This is a genomic window from Telluria mixta, assembly GCF_029223865.1.
Lineage (GTDB): Bacteria > Pseudomonadota > Gammaproteobacteria > Burkholderiales > Burkholderiaceae_D > Telluria > Telluria mixta.
The window spans coordinates 3467845-3484611 of record NZ_CP119520.1; the positions used below are offsets into that span (position 1 = coordinate 3467845).

At 67.6% G+C, this 16767-nt stretch carries 17 protein-coding genes; 11 read left to right on the forward strand and 6 right to left on the reverse strand.

Features of this window, described 5'->3' with window-relative positions; translation table 11 throughout:
• Positions 1-8: 8 nt before the first annotated feature.
• Positions 9-743 (forward strand): ribonuclease PH, encoded by a 735-nt coding sequence (gene rph / locus P0M04_RS15415; protein WP_259451682.1) that lies wholly within the window; start codon positions 9-11, stop codon positions 741-743.
• Here rph and P0M04_RS15420 read toward each other — a convergent pair whose 3' ends face one another.
• Genes P0M04_RS15420 through P0M04_RS15430 form a run of 3 tightly spaced genes read right to left on the reverse strand, consistent with a single transcriptional unit; the run spans position 744 to position 4351 of the window.
• On the reverse strand, positions 744-1304 hold the full coding sequence (locus P0M04_RS15420; protein ID WP_259451681.1) for a DUF4337 domain-containing protein: 561 nt from the start codon (positions 1302-1304) through the stop codon (positions 744-746). It abuts the gene before it with no gap.
• Positions 1305-1306: 2 nt separating this feature from the next.
• Complete coding sequence (locus P0M04_RS15425) at positions 1307-2605, reverse strand: ABC transporter ATP-binding protein (protein WP_259451680.1); 1299 nt, start codon at positions 2603-2605, stop codon at positions 1307-1309.
• Between the two features lie 12 nt (positions 2606-2617).
• On the reverse strand, positions 2618-4351 hold the full coding sequence (locus P0M04_RS15430; protein ID WP_259451679.1) for an ABC transporter permease: 1734 nt from the start codon (positions 4349-4351) through the stop codon (positions 2618-2620).
• A gap of 385 nt (positions 4352-4736) precedes the next feature.
• Here P0M04_RS15430 and P0M04_RS15435 point away from each other — a divergent pair, with 385 nt between their 5' ends.
• From P0M04_RS15435 to P0M04_RS15480, 10 genes are all read left to right on the forward strand, one after another.
• A complete protein-coding gene (locus P0M04_RS15435) occupies positions 4737-5441 on the forward strand; it encodes a response regulator transcription factor (protein ID WP_259451678.1) in 705 nt (234 codons plus the stop codon).
• Positions 5422-6798 carry a sensor histidine kinase gene (locus P0M04_RS15440; protein ID WP_259451677.1) on the forward strand — a complete coding sequence of 459 codons (1377 nt, stop codon included), beginning with the start codon at positions 5422-5424 and terminating at the stop codon, positions 6796-6798. Before P0M04_RS15435 ends, P0M04_RS15440 begins: the two co-directional genes overlap by 20 nt.
• A gap of 61 nt (positions 6799-6859) precedes the next feature.
• Positions 6860-7453, forward strand: coding sequence for an RdgB/HAM1 family non-canonical purine NTP pyrophosphatase (gene rdgB / locus P0M04_RS15445; protein ID WP_259451676.1), 594 nt, complete (start codon positions 6860-6862; stop codon positions 7451-7453).
• Positions 7450-8682, forward strand: coding sequence for a radical SAM family heme chaperone HemW (gene hemW / locus P0M04_RS15450; protein ID WP_259451675.1), 1233 nt, complete (start codon positions 7450-7452; stop codon positions 8680-8682). Before rdgB ends, hemW begins: the two co-directional genes overlap by 4 nt.
• Before the next feature lie 65 nt (positions 8683-8747).
• A complete protein-coding gene (locus tag P0M04_RS15455) occupies positions 8748-8894 on the forward strand; it encodes a hypothetical protein (RefSeq protein WP_181158876.1) in 147 nt (48 codons plus the stop codon).
• 14 nt (positions 8895-8908) lie between these two features.
• Positions 8909-9244 (forward strand): transglutaminase-like domain-containing protein, encoded by a 336-nt coding sequence (locus tag P0M04_RS15460; protein ID WP_281042425.1) that lies wholly within the window; start codon positions 8909-8911, stop codon positions 9242-9244.
• A gap of 5 nt (positions 9245-9249) precedes the next feature.
• Complete coding sequence (locus P0M04_RS15465; protein WP_281042426.1) at positions 9250-9483, forward strand: hypothetical protein; 234 nt, start codon at positions 9250-9252, stop codon at positions 9481-9483.
• An 11-nt stretch (positions 9484-9494) separates the two neighbouring features.
• Complete coding sequence (locus P0M04_RS15470; protein WP_259451673.1) at positions 9495-9887, forward strand: VOC family protein; 393 nt, start codon at positions 9495-9497, stop codon at positions 9885-9887.
• Positions 9888-9979: 92 nt separating this feature from the next.
• The gene (locus P0M04_RS15475; protein ID WP_259451672.1) at positions 9980-10345 is read left to right on the forward strand and encodes a response regulator; all 366 of its coding nucleotides are present in this window, start codon (positions 9980-9982) and stop codon (positions 10343-10345) included.
• A gap of 81 nt (positions 10346-10426) precedes the next feature.
• The gene (locus P0M04_RS15480) at positions 10427-11170 is read left to right on the forward strand and encodes an aquaporin (protein ID WP_259451671.1); all 744 of its coding nucleotides are present in this window, start codon (positions 10427-10429) and stop codon (positions 11168-11170) included.
• On the opposite strand, the gene P0M04_RS15485 is transcribed toward P0M04_RS15480, so the two are convergent.
• The 3 genes from P0M04_RS15485 to P0M04_RS15495 all read right to left on the reverse strand — a co-directional run bounded on the left by P0M04_RS15485 (position 11139) and on the right by P0M04_RS15495 (position 16766).
• The gene (locus P0M04_RS15485; protein ID WP_259451670.1) at positions 11139-11969 is read right to left on the reverse strand and encodes a zinc-binding metallopeptidase family protein; all 831 of its coding nucleotides are present in this window, start codon (positions 11967-11969) and stop codon (positions 11139-11141) included. The genes P0M04_RS15480 and P0M04_RS15485 overlap by 32 nt on opposite strands.
• Positions 11970-12186: 217 nt before the next feature.
• On the reverse strand, positions 12187-13602 hold the full coding sequence (locus P0M04_RS15490; protein WP_259451669.1) for an efflux transporter outer membrane subunit: 1416 nt from the start codon (positions 13600-13602) through the stop codon (positions 12187-12189).
• Between the two features lie 8 nt (positions 13603-13610).
• On the reverse strand, positions 13611-16766 hold the full coding sequence (locus tag P0M04_RS15495; RefSeq protein WP_259451668.1) for an efflux RND transporter permease subunit: 3156 nt from the start codon (positions 16764-16766) through the stop codon (positions 13611-13613).
• Between the last annotated feature and the right edge of the window lies 1 nt (position 16767).

Consider the following 16767-nt stretch of genomic DNA (forward strand, 5'->3'; position numbering starts at 1 on the left):
GGACATCCATGACTCAAACCCTCCGCCCCAGCGGCCGTGCCGTCGACCAGCTGCGCGCCATCCGCATCACCCGCCAGTACACGAAGCACGCCGAAGGTTCCGTGCTGATCGAATGCGGCGACACGAAGGTGATCTGTACCGCCAGCATCGAGGAAAAAGTGCCGGGCTTCCTGAAGGGGAAGGGGCAGGGCTGGCTGACGGCGGAATACGGCATGCTGCCGCGCTCCACGCACACGCGCATGGACCGCGAGGCGGCGCGCGGCAAGCAGTCGGGCCGCACGCAGGAAATCCAGCGCCTGATCGGCCGCTCGCTGCGCGCCGCGTTCGACCTGGAAGCCTTCGGCGAACGCACCTTGCACCTGGACTGCGACGTGATCCAGGCCGACGGAGGCACGCGCACGGCATCGATCACGGGCGCGATGGTGGCGGCCTATGACGCGTTTTCGAAACTCGTGACGGCGGGCCTGGTCCCCGCCGTGCCGGTCAAGCACTTCGTCGCCGCGATCTCGGTGGGCGTCGTGGGCGGCGTGCCCGTGCTGGACCTCGACTACATCGAGGATTCCGGCTGCGACACCGACATGAACGTCGTGATGACGGAGGCCGGCCACTTCGTCGAAGTGCAGGGCACGGCCGAGGGCGAGGCGTTCGACCGCGCGGGGATGAACCGCCTGCTCGACCTGGCCGAGCAGGGGATTCGTGAACTGGTGGGCCTGCAGAAGCAGGCGCTCGGCCTGACGGCCTGATTACGACAACAACCCCGTCAACCACGCCGGGTGAAACGGCAACCCCGCCAGCCCGGCCACGCCATAGAACACGCCGATCGCCGTCGGCACGAGCGCCGCGAGGTACAGCCAGCGCTGGCGCGTCAGCGTCGTGACGGCCAGCAGCGACAGGGCCAGCGCCGCGTCGGACAGGTCGAACTGGTCGTCGCGGTAGTTCAGCGCGTCGTACGTGTCCTGGTCCTGCTTGGCCTGCGCCAGCACGTCGTTCTTCTTCTGCGCCTGGTCGCGCTCCAGCTTGTCCAGTTCCGCGATCGCGGCGGTGTAGCCAGCCTGCTCGCCGGCCGGGCGTCCTGGGGCCGCGAGACGCAGCTGCAGCAGGGTCGTATGCGCCTGTTCCTGGCGCAGGTTGCGGGCCTGGTAGAAGGCCCAGTGGTCGATCTTGTCGGCCTGCGCCTGCTGCATCGCCTGCACGATGTTGTCGTCCTTGACCTTGCAGACGCCCATGAAGGACGCCAGCAGCGCCACGGTCAGCGCGACCTTGCGGTCGAGCTTCGAATCGCCGGTGATCTCGATGCCTTCCATTGTCACTCCTTCGCGTTGCCCGTGCCCGGCAGCTTGAGCCGGCCCGTGTGATAGTCGTATTCATAGAGTTCGCCGTAGCGGCCCCATTCGACCGCCACTTCCAGCATGCGCTTGGCCTGGTCTGCTTCGAGCGTGTCTTCCAGCAGGTTGATGAACGGATCTTCCGGCAGCGCGCCGCCGGGTTCGTCGTCGAGCTGGCGACGGATGCGCGCGGCCAGCGGCACGTTTTTCAGGAGCTGCTGGCCGAACAGCGACTGGCGCAGCGCCTGGTCGGCCTGGGCATAGCGCAGGCCCAGCCCTGTCAGCGCGATGTCGCCGCGCTCGACGTGCGCGAGGCCCAGCAGGCCCAGCGCCTCGTAGGTCGGAAACAGTTCCTCGTCCGGCAATTCCGTGTCTTCCGACAGCTGCGGCAGGTCGGCGCGGCCGTCGTACGGGGCGCCCGCGAGCAGGTCCAGCACGCTCTCCATGCGGCCCACGTCCGTGTCCGGCAGGCGGTAGTCGATGTTGGCCGGGCGCGCCGTCGCGGGCGTGGCGGCGGGACGCATCGTCATCAGGCCATAGACCTCGTCGACCAGGGCGCGCACCTCCGGCGCATCGGCATTGCGCGGGCGCGGCAGGTCGATGCGGATCTCGTGGCGCACGCGGCCCGGATCGCTCGACAGGATGACGATGCGGTCCGCCATCATGACGGCTTCCTCGATGTTGTGCGAGACGATCAGGATGCCGCGCGTGGGGATTCTCTTGCTGTCCCACAGGTCGAGGATGTCGCCGCGCAGCGTCTCGCCCGTCAGGACATCGAGGGCCGAGAAGGCTTCGTCCATCAGCAGCACGTCCGGGTGCGTGACGAGCGCGCGCGCAATGCCCACGCGCTGGCGCATGCCGCCCGACAGCTCCCTCGGCAGCGCGCTGCCGAAGCCGGAGAGACCGATCAGGTCGAGCATCGCGTCTGCCCGTTCGCGCCGCACGGCTGGCGGAACGCCCTGCGCTTCCAGGCCCAGTTCCACGTTCTGCTGCACGGTCAGCCAGGGGAACAGCGCGAACGATTGAAAGACCATCGCGACGCCGGACAGCGGCCCGCGGATCGGGCGCCCGCGGTATTCCACCTTGCCGGCGTCCGCGGGCACGAGGCCCGCCACGATGCGCAGCAACGTCGATTTGCCGGAGCCGGATTTGCCCAGCAGCGCGACGATCTCGCCGTCCGCCAAGGTGAAGTCGACGCCTTCGAGCACGGTGCGCGGGGCGCCGTCGGCGCTGCGGAAGGCCTTTTGCACGGCCTGCAGTTCGATCAGTTTGTCGGTCATTTGTGATTCCTTTCAGCGGCTGCGGTCTTCGGCCAGCAGGTACAGCCTGCGCCAGAAGAAGCGGTTCAATACCATGACGAACACGCACATCACCCCGATGCCGAGGGCGATGCGGTGGAAGTCGCCGGCATCCGTCATCTGCTTGATGTAGCTGCCCAGGCCATCGGCCACGAGCGACGTCTTGCCCCACGTGACGTATTCCGCCACGATGCTCGCGTTCCACGAGCCGCCGCTGGCCGTGATCGCGCCCGTGACGAAGCTCGGGAACACGGCCGGCAGGTACACGCGCTTCCATTTCAGCCAGCCCGTCAGGCCGAGGTTGTCGGCCGCGAGGCGCAATTCGTTCGGCAGCGTCGAGGCGCCCGCGACCACGTTGAACAGGATGTACCACTGGGTGCCGAACACCATCAATGGACTGAGCCAGATGTTCGGATTGAGGCGCAGGTGCACGAGCGCGTACACGACGAGCGGGAACATCAGGTTCACGGGGAACGCGGCTAAAAACTGCGCGAGCGCCTGCACGGCCTGCGCGTAGCGGGGACGCAGGCCGATCCACACGGCGACCGGCATCCACACGAGCGACGCGAGGCCGATCAGCAGCATCACGCGCACGAGTGTGATGCAGCCGAGGCCCACGACGCGCAACGCTTCTCCCCAGCCCACTTGCGCGTGGATGAACAGGATGAAGCGCCACGCGCCCAGCAGCGCCAGCGCGAGGACGATGCGGTCGATCGTGCGCGCCGACAGCGCGATGCGGGAGGCGCGTGGCGTGGCGTCGACGGGTTCCGGCGTGCCGAACCAGCCCAGCGTGCGTGCAAGCGCCGCCCACATGCGGTCGGTGAGGGCGCGGATCCACACACTGCGGCGGCCCCAGTCGAGCACCCACGACTGCTGCGCATGTTCTCCCTGCGATTCCTCGAAGCGGAATTTGTCGGCCCACGCCAGCAGCGGGCGGAAGAACAGCTGGTCGTACAGCAGGATGCCGGCGAACATGGCGGCGATGGCCCAGGCGATGGCCGAGCCCTGTTTTTGTTCGATGGCGACGGCGATGTAGGCGCCGATGCCGGGCAGCTTGATGTCCTGGCCCGCCACCGAGATCGCCTCGGCCGCGACGAGGAAGAACCAGCCGCCGGACATCGACATCATCATGTTCCACAGCAGCGCGGGCATGGCGTACGGCAGTTCCAGGCGCCAGAAGCGCTGCCACGGCGACAGCCGGAACACGCGCGCCGCTTCCGCCAGTTCGGGCGGGATCGTCTTCATCGACTGGTACAGGCTGAACGCCATGTTCCACGCCTGCGACGTGAAAATCGCGAACACGGCGGCGCATTCCACGCCCAGCAGGTTGCCGGGGAAGAGGGCGATGAACGGCGCGATGGCGATCGCCTGGAAGCCCAGGATCGGCACGGACTGCAGCACGTCCAGCAGCGGCACCATGATCTTTTCCGCGCTGCGCCAGCGCGTCGCGACGACGGCAAACGCGAACGTGAACAGCAGCGCGGCGCCCAACGCGCTGAACATGCGCAGGATCGTGCGCAGCAGGTAGTAGGGCAGGACCGCCGGATCGAGCGAGATCGGCGTCGGCTGGCCCAGCACGAACGGGCGCGCCATCTGCATCGCGCCGTACGCGGCGAGCGCCAGCACGACGAGGACGAGCGGCAGCAGCGCCCAGTCCCAGCGGTTCGGGGTGGTCGTGAGGAACGTGCGGCCGTTCCGTTCAAAGTAAAACAGGGAACTACGGAACATCGGTATCTCCGTCGGTGAACGGCATACCTTTCATTCGCGCTTGGTGATTCGTGTGTCGTGACGCGTACGTCATCTCCCCCCTGGGGCGAGATGACGGCAGGAGGAAGGACCTGCGTTATCTTGCCGGGGCGGAACCGGCATTCAGCCGGCAACAACTGCCACTCGAACAAGTGCCCATGAAAGGGACTCCATGAAATGAAAACGGTTGGATTTTACGTTGCAGTGCATCAATACGGCATTACGATCCGGTAATGTGTCCGTGGCGTCGACATTACTCGATCGTAATTCTTGGGCCGACCCCGCTCGCCTATACTGCACCGCGGCGTGGCCGTGACGGCACGTTTTGCCTCCATGCTATAGTCCACTTAACACCAAGAGCCGAATCATGCCGAACTGCCTCGTGATCGAAGACGATACCGAAACCCGCGACTACCTCTGCAGCGGATTGCGCGCGGCCGGCTATGCCGTACAGGCCGAAACGAATGGCGAGGCGGGCAACCGCCGCCTGCAGGAAACGCGCTGGGACGTCGTTGTCCTCGACCGCATGCTGCCCGGCCAGGTCGACGGCCTGGGCATCCTCGAACAGATGCGCGCCCGCGGCGACGGCACGCCGGTGCTGATCCTCTCCGCGCTGAACAGCGTCGACGAGCGCGTGCGCGGCCTGCGCGCGGGCAGCGACGACTATCTCACCAAGCCGTTCGTCATGTCCGAACTGCTGGCACGCGTGGAAAACCTCAGCCGCCGCAACAGCTGGTCGCGCGAGGCCACCGCGCTGCAGGTGGCCGACCTGCAGCTCGACGTGCGCACGATGCGCGTCACGCGCCAGGGCACGACGATCAACCTGCAGCCGCGCGAATTCCGCCTGCTCGAATACCTCATGCGCCACGAAGGCCAGATCGTCACCCGCACGATGCTGCTGGAAGGCGTGTGGGAATACCATTTCGATCCGCAGACGAACGTCATCGACGTGCAGATCAGCCGCCTGCGCAGCAAGATCGACAAGGATTTCAGCCCCGCCCTGATCCACACGGTGCGCGGTGCCGGCTACGTGCTGAGCGCCGCGCCGACCTATGGCCCGGTCACCCGATAGCAGCCGGCCCGGCCTGCGCGGCTCGATCGCGTTCCGGCTGGCGGTCGGGTACGGCGTGCTGCTGGCCGCGTCGATGGCGACCCTGTCCGCCATCGTCTATTTCGGCACGGTGGGCGTGTTCGAGCACTCGATCGACAACAAGATCATGACCGTGGAGACGCACCTGGCCGACGCGTGGGTCCGCGACGGCCGCACGGGCCTCGTGCGCGAGATCGACGCCCAGCTGCACGACCTGATCGACACCGACACGGAGGTGGTGAGCCTCGTCGACGCAAGGGGCCGCATCCTGGCCGGCAACATGGGGCGCTGGTACGGCGACCTGCCGGCGGCCGGCGAGCTGGCGTTCGGCCAGATGGAGCGGGGCGGCACGCCCGTCTCCGTGCGCCTCATCGCGACGCGGCTGGAGGACGGCAGCCGGCTCATCGTTGGCCGCGACCTGATCGAACTGGACGCCATCCGCAGCGTCGTCGAGCGCGCGCTGCTGGTCAGCGGCGCCGTGTCGATCCTGCTCGCGTTCTTCGGCGCGCAGATCTTCCGCACGCGCCTGGAAGCGCGCATCGTCCGCATCCGCCGCACGACGGCGCGCATCGCGGCGGGCGAGCTGTCCAGCCGCATCGTCGTGATGGGCAACGACGAATTCGCGCGCCTGGGCGACGACATCAACCGCATGCTCGACCGCATCGAAGCCCTGATGGAGGGCGTGCGCCACGTGTCGAACTCGATCGCGCACGACCTGCGCACGCCGCTGTCGCGCGTGCGCTCGCGCCTCGACCGCGCGCTGCAGGCGTCGGCCGATCCGCACGCGCTCGTGGCGGACGCGCGCCTGGCCATCGAGGATATCGACAGCGTCATCTCGCTGTTCGACAAGCTCCTGCAGATCGCCGCGCTGGAATCCGGCGTGCGCGCGGGCACCTTCGAAAAGCTCGACCTGGCCGCCATCGCGCACGACATGACGGAATTGTACGAAGCGGCCGCGGAAGAGCAGGGCATCGCGCTGCACTTCACGGGCACGCCCACGACCATCCGCGGCGACCGCGACCTGCTGGCCAGCGCCCTCGCGAGCCTGATCGACAACGCCATCAAGTACGGCCGCAACGGCGGCCGCGTGGACGTCGAAGTGGCCACCGTCGACGGCGCGCCGGCGTTGACCGTACGCGATTACGGCCAGGGCGTGCCGCCCGAAGACATGGACAAGATCACGCGCCGCTTCTACCGCGTGGACCAGAGCCGCCACCTGCCGGGCAATGGCCTGGGCCTGTCCATCGTCACCGCCATCACGCAGCTGCACGAGGGCACGCTCGCGCTGCGCCGCCTCGAACCCGGCTTCGAGGCGAGCATGGTGTTTCCGCGGGCCTGATGCGGCGGCCGGGACGGGGGTAGAATACGGTCTTCCCGCTTTCGCGCTTCATCCAACGACCATGACCCAACGCCTCATCCTTGCCTCCAACAACGCGGGCAAGCTCAAGGAATTCGCCCAGCTGCTGGGCCCGATCGGCTTCGAACTGCATCCGCAGGGCGAGTTCGACGTCCCCGAAGCGGAAGAACCGTTCGGCACCTTCGTCGAGAACGCGCTGCAGAAGGCCCGCCACGCGGCGCGCCTCACCGGCCTGCCGGCCCTCGCCGACGATTCCGGCGTGTGCGTGAACGCCTTCGGCGGCGCGCCGGGTGTGCTTTCCGCACGCTTTGCCGGCGAACCGAAATCGGACGCCCGCAACAACGAGAAGCTGATCGCCGACCTGGCGGCGCACGCCGACAAATCGGCCTATTACTACTGCGTGCTCGTGTACATGCGCCACGCCGACGATCCGCAACCCGTGATCGCGGATGGCGTCTGGCGCGGCCAGATCGTCGACACGCCGCGCGGCGCGGGCGGTTTCGGCTACGACCCGCACTTCCTGCTGCCGGAGTTCGGCCGCACGGCCGCCGAGCTGGCGCCGGAAGAAAAGAACGCCGTCTCGCACCGCGGCCAGGCGCTGCGCGCGCTCGTCGACAAGCTCGGGAAGCTGAAATGATTCCGATCAAGCCCGTCGGGCCGGCCGCCACGCCTCGCAATGCGGCGACAGCTGCACTGCAATACCTGCAACCGGGTGCGCTGAACCTGACGGCGCTGCCGCCGCTGGCGCTGTACATCCACTGGCCGTGGTGCGTCCGCAAATGTCCGTACTGCGACTTCAATTCGCACGAGTCGAAGGAACCGATTCCGGAAGCCGCCTACCTGGACGCACTGCGCGCCGACCTGGAACAATCGCTGCCGCTGATCTGGGGCCGCAAGATCCATACGGTGTTCATCGGCGGCGGCACGCCGAGCCTGATGTCGGCGGCGGGGCTGGACCGGCTGATGTCGGACCTCCGCACCTTGCTGCCGCTGGACCTCGACGCCGAGATCACGATGGAAGCGAATCCCGGCACGTTCGAGGCCGAGAAATTCAAGTCCTTCCGCGCCAGCGGCATCAACCGCCTGTCGATCGGCATCCAGAGCTTCAACAGCCGGCATTTGCAGGCGCTGGGGCGCATCCACGACGCCGAGGAAGCCATCCGGGCCGTCGGGATCGCCCAGGCCAACTTCGACAACTTCAACCTCGACCTGATGTACGCGCTGCCGGGGCAGACGCTGGCCGAGGCGCAGGCCGACATCGACACCGCGCTGTCGTTCGCTCCGCCGCATTTGTCGCTGTACCACCTGACGATGGAACCGAACACGGTGTTCGCGAAGTATCCGCCCGAGCTGCCGGGCGACGACGCGACCGCCGACATCCAGGACATGATCGCGGAGCGCACGGCCGCGGCGGGCTATGAGCACTACGAGGTCTCGGCCTATGCGAAGCCGGGCCACCGCGCGCGCCACAACCTGAACTACTGGCAGTTCGGCGACTATCTCGGTATCGGCGCGGGCGCGCATTCGAAGCTGTCGTTCCCGCACCGCGTGCTGCGCCAGGCGCGCTACAAGCAGCCCGCGTCGTTCATGGAAGCGGCGGCCAATGGCAATGCCGTCGCGGAGGAACACGAGATCGCGCGTGCCGACCTGGGCTTCGAGTTCATGCTGAACACGCTGCGCCTGACGGAAGGGTTCGACCCGAACCTGTTCGGCGAGCGCACGGGCATGCCGATCAATGCGATCGAGAAGGCATTGAACGCGGCCGAAGCGAAGGGCCTGATCTACCGCGATTTCCGCGTGATCCGCCCGACGGAACTGGGGCAGCGCTTCCTCAACGACCTGCAGGAGATGTTCCTGGCCGAGTGACAAAGAGCGCATTTTGGAGCGGGCCCGGTCTGCTAAGGTAGCGGCTTCGACAACCCGCTCACATCATGACGCATCCGACTCTGGCGTTCGTGCCCCTCGTCGTGGGGCTGTGCGCCACCCTCGCCACCGCCACGAACAGGCGTCTGCAATTCGGCCTGTTCTGCACCATTGCCCTCGTGTTCGCCGCAGCGCTGGCGGGCAAATTCGGATGACGTTCGGCCCGGCCATGCAACGCTATCTCACCGCCAGCACTTACATCGACTTCGACACGCCGGACGTCCTCGCCACCGCGCGCCGGCTGGCCGAAGGCGCGACTTCCGAAGCGGACGTCGCGCGCGCCTGCTTCGAATTCGTGCGCGACGAGATCCGCCACAGCGTCGATTTCAAATCGAACCCCGTGACGTGCAAGGCGTCCGACGTGCTGCGTCACCGCACGGGCTATTGCTATGCGAAGAGCCATCTGCTCGCCGCGCTGCTGCGCGCGAACGGCATCCCGGCGGGGCTGTGCTACCAGCGCCTGTCGGTCGGGACAGCGGGGCGCCGTACTGCCTGCACGGCCTGAACGCCGTGTATCTGAAGGACTTTGGCTGGTACCGCATCGATGCGCGGGGCAACAAGCCGGGCGTCGACGCGCGCTTCGCGCCGCCCCTGGAGAAGCTCGCGTTCGCGACCCGCACGCGCGAGGAACGCATGCTGCCGGAGGTCTGGGCCGAGCCGCTGCCCGTCGTCGTCGAGACGCTGGAATGCTACGATACGTGGGACCAGGTGCTTGCCAACCTCCCCGACGTTGAACTCCTTTAGAAAGGATACGTATGTTCAGTCATGTCATGATCGGTTCCAACGACCTCGAACGCGCGCGGCGCTTCTACGACGCCGTGCTGGGCGTCCTCGGTGTAGGCGAACCGTTCCCCAACACGAATTCGACGGGCCAGCGCCGGCTGTTCTACCGCCACGACGGCGGCTCGTTCTGCATCACCGAACCGATCGACGGTGCGCAGGCCACGTGCGCGAACGGCGCCACGATCGGCTTCAAATGCACGTCGCCCGAACAGGTCCACGCCTTCCACGACATGGCGGTCGCGCAGGGCGGGACGTCGATCGAGGCGCCACCGGGCCTGCGCGAGGGCCCGCTCGGGGCGCTGTACCTCGCGTACGTGCGCGATCCGGACGGCCACAAGCTGTGCGCGCTGCACCGCCCTAAATAGGCGGGGATGACGGGGCGAAACGTGCCGGGCATCGCACAGGCCGTGTGTTACAGTCTTGCTTGCATACGTTTCAATGAAAGGCAAGCTGGCCGATGCCACCCGCACCGCCTCGCATCCTGGTCGTGGATGACGAAGACGCCATCCTGTACGTATTCGAGCGCTACCTGAGCGTCGCCGGTTATCGCGTGTCCGTCGCCAATAACGGGCGCGACGCCGTCCGTGCCGGCGAGGCCGATCCCATCGACCTGCTCATCACGGATTTCCGCATGCCCGGCATGAACGGCATCGAAGTGATCCACGCCCTGCGCGGCCTGCAGCCGGAACTGCCGGCGCTTGTCATCTCGGGCAATCCCATCGAGGCCGGCACGATGCCGCCGGGCGTGCGCTTCCTGTCGAAGCCCGTGTCGATGTCGGACCTCCTCGACATCATTCCCTCCCTGATCCGGCAGGCGGCATAGGTCGGCCCTGCATCTGCGTATCGGCTGAACAGACTGGCACGGCGGTACTCCGGGGCGGGACGCTCCGCCACAATACGTTCCATGAAGCACTTCGACCACCTGTTCCGCCGCCTCGTCGCCGAGGGGCTCGGCACTGCCTTGCTGCTGGCCGTCGTCGTCGGGTCCGCTGTCATGGGCGACCGGCTGGCGGGCGGCAATGCGGCCATCGCGCTGCTCGTCAATTCGATCGCGTCCGGCTGCGGCCTCGTCGTGCTGATCCTGGCATTCGGCGCTGTCTCGGGCGCGCACCTGAATCCCGTCGTCACCCTGTCCGAAGCGTGGCAGCGCAACCTGCCGGGTGCGCTCGTGCTGCCTTACCTTGCGGCGCAGGTGGCCGGCGCATTCGTCGGCGTGGCGATCGCGCACGGGATGTTCGGCGAACCCGTGTTCGCGGCCGCGACGCAGGCGCGCACGGGCGCGGCGCTGTGGTGGAGCGAGGGCGTCGCCACGTTCGGCCTGCTGGCCACAATCATCGGCTGCGCGCGCACGCGGCCCAGTGTCACGCCCTATGCGGCGGCCCTGTTCATCGTCGCGGGATACTGGTTCACGGCGTCGTCGTCCTTTGCCAACCCCGCCCTCACGCTGGCGCGCGCGGCGACGGGCACATGCGCCGGCATCCGGCTCGCGGACGTGCCGGGCTATGTGCTGGCCCAGCTGGCCGGGGCCGCGGCGGCGACCGTCATCTTCGGCTGGCTGTATCCGCGCGCACAGCAGGAGACCACAGCGGGCGCCACGGTGGCGGGCGGGCCGGGTCTTACCCGCGCTGTCCGGCAGCCAGCGCCGTGAGCGTGCGCGCGAGGCCGCTCACCACGCGCGCCATGCCGTCATACACGACCTGCTCGGGCGGTTCGTCCGCCTCGGGTGCGGCGTTTTGCGCCTGGCGGTACGGGAAGCGCGTGAACGAGGTGTCCGTGAGGACGAGGGCGGGCTGGCCGGCGCCGGGACGGTGCCAACCGGCGCGGTCGGATAGGGTGACGCCCTGCATGTAGGCCGGCGTCGCGAGGCCGTGGGCCGGGCCGGCCGCCACGCTCTGGAAGGCCGACAGCGCATCCTGCACCTCGCGCGACGAGGCGAGGCTGCCGACGTAGGCGATGAAGCTGCCGGGACGCTCGTCGGCGGGAACGTCGTCGTCGGCACCCGGGATTGGGACGGCTTTCGGCGCGAGGAAGAACACGAAGCGGATCTCGGTGCCGTGGCTGGGACGCGCGCCTGCCAGCAGGCGCGCCAGTTCCAGCACGGCCGCCGTCCCCGGCGCGCCCTCGTCGGCGCCGTCATCGCGGGCGCCGAGGATGAAGGTGCGAGACGCCTTCTCGCCCGGGGCAACGCTGGCCAGCACCGCCTCGATCCGGCGTTCGTGGCCGATCCCGCCGCGGTCCTGCACGGCGTAGCCGGCCGCCTGCAGCACGTTGCCGATGTAGGTGGCGTCCTGCGGGCCGCCCGCGAGCGCCGTCACGTGCGCGCGCAGGCGCATGGCCAACGGCGGCTCGGGCATGGCGGTGCCGGGGTTCACGGTCACCAGCGCCAGCAGCACGAGCAGGACGATGGCGACAATGGCTTTCCAGTGTGCACGAAAAAAATGTCGCATGGCGTGGGGCGCGGCGCATGGGGCGACCGTGCCGGACAGGCCGGGCTCGGCGCGCGTTGCGGTCCTGGCGGACGCCGTCCGGCGACGGCTGCCGGGGCCGCCCGTGCATGCAATGTTAAACCGGGGCCGGCCTGCGATTTCATGATACCGAAATCGCGGCCGGCCCCGGTCGGGGTCGTTCTCAATGGCGCGCGGAAATGATTCCGCGCCGACAGGATCAGCGGGCTGCCGTCGCCGGCCCCGGCTCGCTCCAGCCGCCGCCCAGCACGCGGTACAGCGTGACCTGGTTCTGCAGGCGCAGCAGATTGGCCTGGATGGCCTGCTGCTGCGCGGTGAACAGCGAGCGCTGGGCATCCAGCAGGTCGAGGTAGCTCGCGGTGCCGTTGCGGTAGCGCAGGTCGGACAGGTTGAAGCGGTCCGTCTCGGCGGCCGCCACGGCCTGCTGGGCGCGCAGCTGCTCGCTGTACGTGGCCTGGCCGGCCAGCGCGTCCGCCACTTCGCGGAACGCCGTCTGGATCGACCGTTCGTACTGCGCGACGGCGATGTCGCGCTGGGCACGGGCGACCTCGACGCCGGCGCGGGTGCGGCCGAAGTCGAACAGCGGCAGGATCGCCTGCGGTGCGAAGGTCCAGCCGAACGTACCGCTCTTGAACAGGCCCGACAGCTCGGAACTGGCCGTGCCGGCGCTGCCCGTCAAGGTGATGCGCGGGAAGTAGTTCGCACGCGCCGCGCCGATGTTGGCGTTGGCCGCGACCAGCTGCTGCTCGGCCGAACGGATGTCCGGACGGGTGGTCAGCAGGTCGGACGGCATCCCGGCCGGCAGGTCCGGCAGGTTCGTCGTCGCAAGCGTGGCGCCGGTCGGCAGGTTGTCCGGAATCGGCTGGCCGATCAGCAGCGTGAGCAGATTCAGGTCCTGCGCGCGCTGGCGCTGGGCCTGGGCCAGCGTGGTGCGCGCCTGTTCGACGAGCGACACGGCCTGCTGCAGGTCGAGCTTGGACGAGACGCCGTTCTCGAAGCGCAGGTTGGTCAGGCGCAGCGATTCCTCGCGCGTCTTCAGGGTCTGCTGCGTCAGCGAGAGCAGTTCCTCGTCCGCGAGGAACGTCAGGTACGTGTTGGCGACCTGGGCGATCAGGCTGATCTGGGCCGTCTTGCGCGCCTCCTCGGTGGCGAGGAATTGCGCCAGCGCGGCGTCGGACAGGTTGCGCACGCGGCTGAAGAAGTCCAGCTCGAACGCGGACACGGACAGGCCGGCCTGGTACACGCTGCTGATCGGCTGGTCCTTGCCCGTCGTCTGGCGCTGGCCCGTGATGCCGGCGTTAATGGCCGGGAACTGGTTCGAGCGCTGGATCTGGTACTGCGCGCGTGCCGCTTCGATGTTGAGGATCGAAACGCGCAGGTCGCGGTTGTTGGCCAGGGACAGCGTGATCAGCTGCTGCAGGCGCGGGTCGGTGAAGAAGCGCTGCCACGCGATGGCGGCGGGCGCCTCGTTCGCGACGGCGTTGCCGCTGCCGACGGTGCCTTCCACGGTCGGGAAGGCACCCGCGACCGGCGCTTGCGGACGCTCGTACTTGGGCGCCAGGTTCACGCAGCCGGCCAGTACGAGGGCCAGGGCCAGGGGAGTGAGTCGTTTCATGTTGTTCATCAGATTTTCGAGTCGATGACAGTGTTTTCTTCTTCGTGCGCGTACTTCTTGCGCTGGCGTTCGCTGCCCCTGAAGAATCCGCGGATGACGACGAAGAACACGGGCACGAAGAACACGCCCAGTGCCGTCGCCGTCAGCATGCCGCCCATCACGCCGGTACCGATCGCGCGCTGCGACGCGGCGCCGGCACCGCTGGCGACCACCAGCGGCAGCACGCCGAGGATGAACGCGAGCGACGTCATGATGATCGGACGGAAGCGCAGGTGGGCCGCCTCCAGCGCCGCTTCGAACGGCGACTTGCCCTGCGCCTGCAGGTCCTTCGCGAATTCCACGATCAGGATCGCGTTCTTCGCGGCCAGGCCGATGATGGTGATCAGGCCGACCTTGAAGTACACGTCGTTCTGCAGCCCGCGCATCGACGCTGCCATCAGCGAACCGAGGACGCCCAGCGGCACGACGAGCAGCACGGCGACCGGGATCGACCAGCTCTCGTACAGCGCGGCGAGGGCCAGGAACACGGCCAGCAGCGCGAAGCCGATCAGCACGAACACGGTCGAACCGGCGAGGATCTCCTCGCGCGACTGGCCCGTCCATTCATACGCGAAGCCGGCCGGCAGCTTGGCGGCCAGCGCCTGCATCTCGTCCAGCGCCTGGCCGGTCGAATAGCCCGCGGCGGCGTCGCCCGTGATGCTCATCGACGAATAGCCGTTGTAGCGCGACGTCTGCATCGGACCCGTGATCCATTGCGTCGTCGCGAACGCCGACAGCGGCACCGGCTGGCCCTTCGTGTTCAGGGCGTTGATGCGCAGGAGGTCTTCCGGCTGCATGCGCTGCGGCGAGTCGGCCTGCACGATCACGCGCTGCAGTCGGCCGGCGTTCGGGAAGTCGTTCACGTACGCGGAACCGAGGGACGTCGACAGCGCCGTGTTGATGGCGCCGAACGTCACGCCCAGGGCCTGCGCCTTGTCGCGGTCGATGTTCAGCTTCAGTTGCGGCGCGTCTTCCAGGCCTTCCGGACGGATGCCCGTCAGCACCTTGCTCTGCATCGCCATGCCCAGCAGCTGGTTACGTGCCTGGAGCAGGGCGGCATGGCCGTTGCCGCCGCGGTCCTGCAGGCGGAACGAGAAGCCCGTGCCGCGGCCCAGTTCCGGGATCGGTGGCGGGCTCACGACGAAGATGAACGAGTCGCGCAGCGCGCCCATGTGCATCGTGATGCGCATCGCCAGTTCCTGGGCGCTCTGGCCCTTGCCCTTGCGGTCGTCCCACGATTTCAGCGGAATGAACGCGAGGCCCATGTTCTGGCCCTGGCCCGTGAACGAGAAGCCCGTCACCGCGACCATGTCGGCCACTTCCGGCTGTTTCAGCACATAGTCTTCCATCGCGTGCAGCACGACGTTGGTGCGCTCGGCGGTGGCGCCAGGCGGCAGCTGGATGTTGGCGATGATGTAGCCCTGGTCCTCGTTCGGCAGGAACGAGTTCGGCAGGCGCGCGAACATCAGGCCGACGATACCGACCAGCAGGACGAACACGACCAGCGCGCGGCCGGAACGCTTGAGGAGCTTGCCGACGATGCCTTCGTAGCGCTTGGCGCCCGTCGTGAACGTGCGGTTGAACCAGCCGAAGAAGCCTTTCTTCTCCATGTGGTGACCGGCTTCCACGGGTTTCAGCAGGTGCGCGCACAGTGCCGGCGTCAGCGACAGCGCCATGAACGCCGAGAAGCCGATCGACGACACCATCACGATCGAGAACTGGCGGTAGATGTTGCCCACGGCGCCGGCGAAGAACGCCAGCGGCACGAACACGGACATCAGCACGACCGTCACGCCAATGATGGCGCCGGAAATCTGGCCCATCGCCTTGCGCGTCGCCTGCAGCGGAGGCAGGCCCTCTTCGGACATGATGCGCTCGACGTTCTCCACCACCACAATGGCATCGTCGACGACGATACCGATCACGAGCACCATGCCGAACATCGTCAGCACGTTGATCGAGAAGCCCATCGCGAGCAGGGTCGCGAAGGAGCCCAGCAGGGCGACCGGGACGACGATGGTCGGGATGATCGTGTAGCGGAAGTTCTGCAGGAACACGTACATCACGATGAACACGAGGATCACAGCTTCGATCAGGGTTTCCACCACCTGGCTGATCGAGATCTGGATGAATTTCGTGCTGTCGTAAGGGATCGAGTACTTCATCCCTTTCGGGAAGTACTTCTGCAGCTGATTCATGCGTGCCTTGATCAGCTTCGCCGTTTCCAGCGCGTTACCGGTCGGCGACAGCTGCACGCCGATACCGGTCGACGGCTTGCCGTTCAGGCGCGTCGACGTGGCGTAGGCCTGGCCGCCGATCTCGATGCGGGCGACGTCTTTCAAACGCACGGTGGAGCCGTCCGGATTCGCGCGCAGCACGATGTTGCCGAACTGCTCGACGGTGGCCAGCTGACCCGTGACGACGACGGTCGCGGTGATCTGCTGGCCCTTGGCCACGGGCAGGTCGCCAATCGTGCCGGAGGCCACCTGGGCGTTCTGCTGGCGGATCGCCGTGTTGACGTCGTCCGGCGACAGGTTGAAGCCGACCAGCTTCGCCGGGTCGATCCAGATGCGCATCGCCTTTTCGGTACCGAACAGCTGCGCCTGGCCGACGCCCTTGATCCGCTGGATCTCCGGCAGCACGTTGCGCGACGCGTAGTCGCCCAGCGCGACGGTGTCCCAGGTCGGGTCGTCGGACGAGAGGATCGTAAACAGCAGGAAGTTCGAGCGGGCCTTGTCGACGCGCACGCCCTGCTGGGTCACCGCGGCCGGCAGGCGCGGGGTCGCGCGCGCGAGGCGGTTCTGGACGTCGACCTGGGCCAGGTCGGGATTGGTGCCGGTCTCGAAGCTGATCGTGATGGAGCCGGTGCCGTTGGCCTGGCTGGTCGACTCCATATAGATCATGCCTTCGGCACCGTTCATCTCGCGTTCGATGACGGAGATGACGGAATCTTCCAGCGTTTGCGCGGAAGCGCCCGGGTAGGCGACGCTGACGACGATCGACGGCGGCGCCACGGTGGGATACTGCGCGATCGGCAGCTGCTTGATGGCGACGCCGCCAAGCACCATGATGAACAGCGCGATCACCCAGGCAAAAATGGGGCGGTCAATAAAAAAACGTGCCATT

What these genes read in the sequence shown, in the direction of transcription:
- P0M04_RS15495 (WP_259451668.1), bottom strand. Translation starts at nt 16,766, where the DNA reads ATGGCACGTTTTTTTATTGACCGCCCCATTTTTGCCTGGGTGATCGCG.
- P0M04_RS15430 (WP_259451679.1), bottom strand. Translation starts at nt 4,351, where the DNA reads ATGTTCCGTAGTTCCCTGTTTTACTTTGAACGGAACGGCCGCACGTTC.
- P0M04_RS15425 (WP_259451680.1), bottom strand. Translation starts at nt 2,605, where the DNA reads ATGACCGACAAACTGATCGAACTGCAGGCCGTGCAAAAGGCCTTCCGC.
- P0M04_RS15480 (WP_259451671.1), top strand. Translation starts at nt 10,427, where the DNA reads ATGAAGCACTTCGACCACCTGTTCCGCCGCCTCGTCGCCGAGGGGCTC.
- P0M04_RS15455 (WP_181158876.1), top strand. Translation starts at nt 8,748, where the DNA reads ATGACGCATCCGACTCTGGCGTTCGTGCCCCTCGTCGTGGGGCTGTGC.
- P0M04_RS15460 (WP_281042425.1), top strand. Translation starts at nt 8,909, where the DNA reads ATGCAACGCTATCTCACCGCCAGCACTTACATCGACTTCGACACGCCG.
- P0M04_RS15485 (WP_259451670.1), bottom strand. Translation starts at nt 11,969, where the DNA reads ATGCGACATTTTTTTCGTGCACACTGGAAAGCCATTGTCGCCATCGTC.
- P0M04_RS15475 (WP_259451672.1), top strand. Translation starts at nt 9,980, where the DNA reads ATGCCACCCGCACCGCCTCGCATCCTGGTCGTGGATGACGAAGACGCC.
- P0M04_RS15470 (WP_259451673.1), top strand. Translation starts at nt 9,495, where the DNA reads ATGTTCAGTCATGTCATGATCGGTTCCAACGACCTCGAACGCGCGCGG.
- rph (WP_259451682.1), top strand. Translation starts at nt 9, where the DNA reads ATGACTCAAACCCTCCGCCCCAGCGGCCGTGCCGTCGACCAGCTGCGC.
- hemW (WP_259451675.1), top strand. Translation starts at nt 7,450, where the DNA reads ATGATTCCGATCAAGCCCGTCGGGCCGGCCGCCACGCCTCGCAATGCG.
- rdgB (WP_259451676.1), top strand. Translation starts at nt 6,860, where the DNA reads ATGACCCAACGCCTCATCCTTGCCTCCAACAACGCGGGCAAGCTCAAG.
- P0M04_RS15440 (WP_259451677.1), top strand. Translation starts at nt 5,422, where the DNA reads ATGGCCCGGTCACCCGATAGCAGCCGGCCCGGCCTGCGCGGCTCGATC.
- P0M04_RS15490 (WP_259451669.1), bottom strand. Translation starts at nt 13,602, where the DNA reads ATGAAACGACTCACTCCCCTGGCCCTGGCCCTCGTACTGGCCGGCTGC.
- P0M04_RS15435 (WP_259451678.1), top strand. Translation starts at nt 4,737, where the DNA reads ATGCCGAACTGCCTCGTGATCGAAGACGATACCGAAACCCGCGACTAC.
- P0M04_RS15420 (WP_259451681.1), bottom strand. Translation starts at nt 1,304, where the DNA reads ATGGAAGGCATCGAGATCACCGGCGATTCGAAGCTCGACCGCAAGGTC.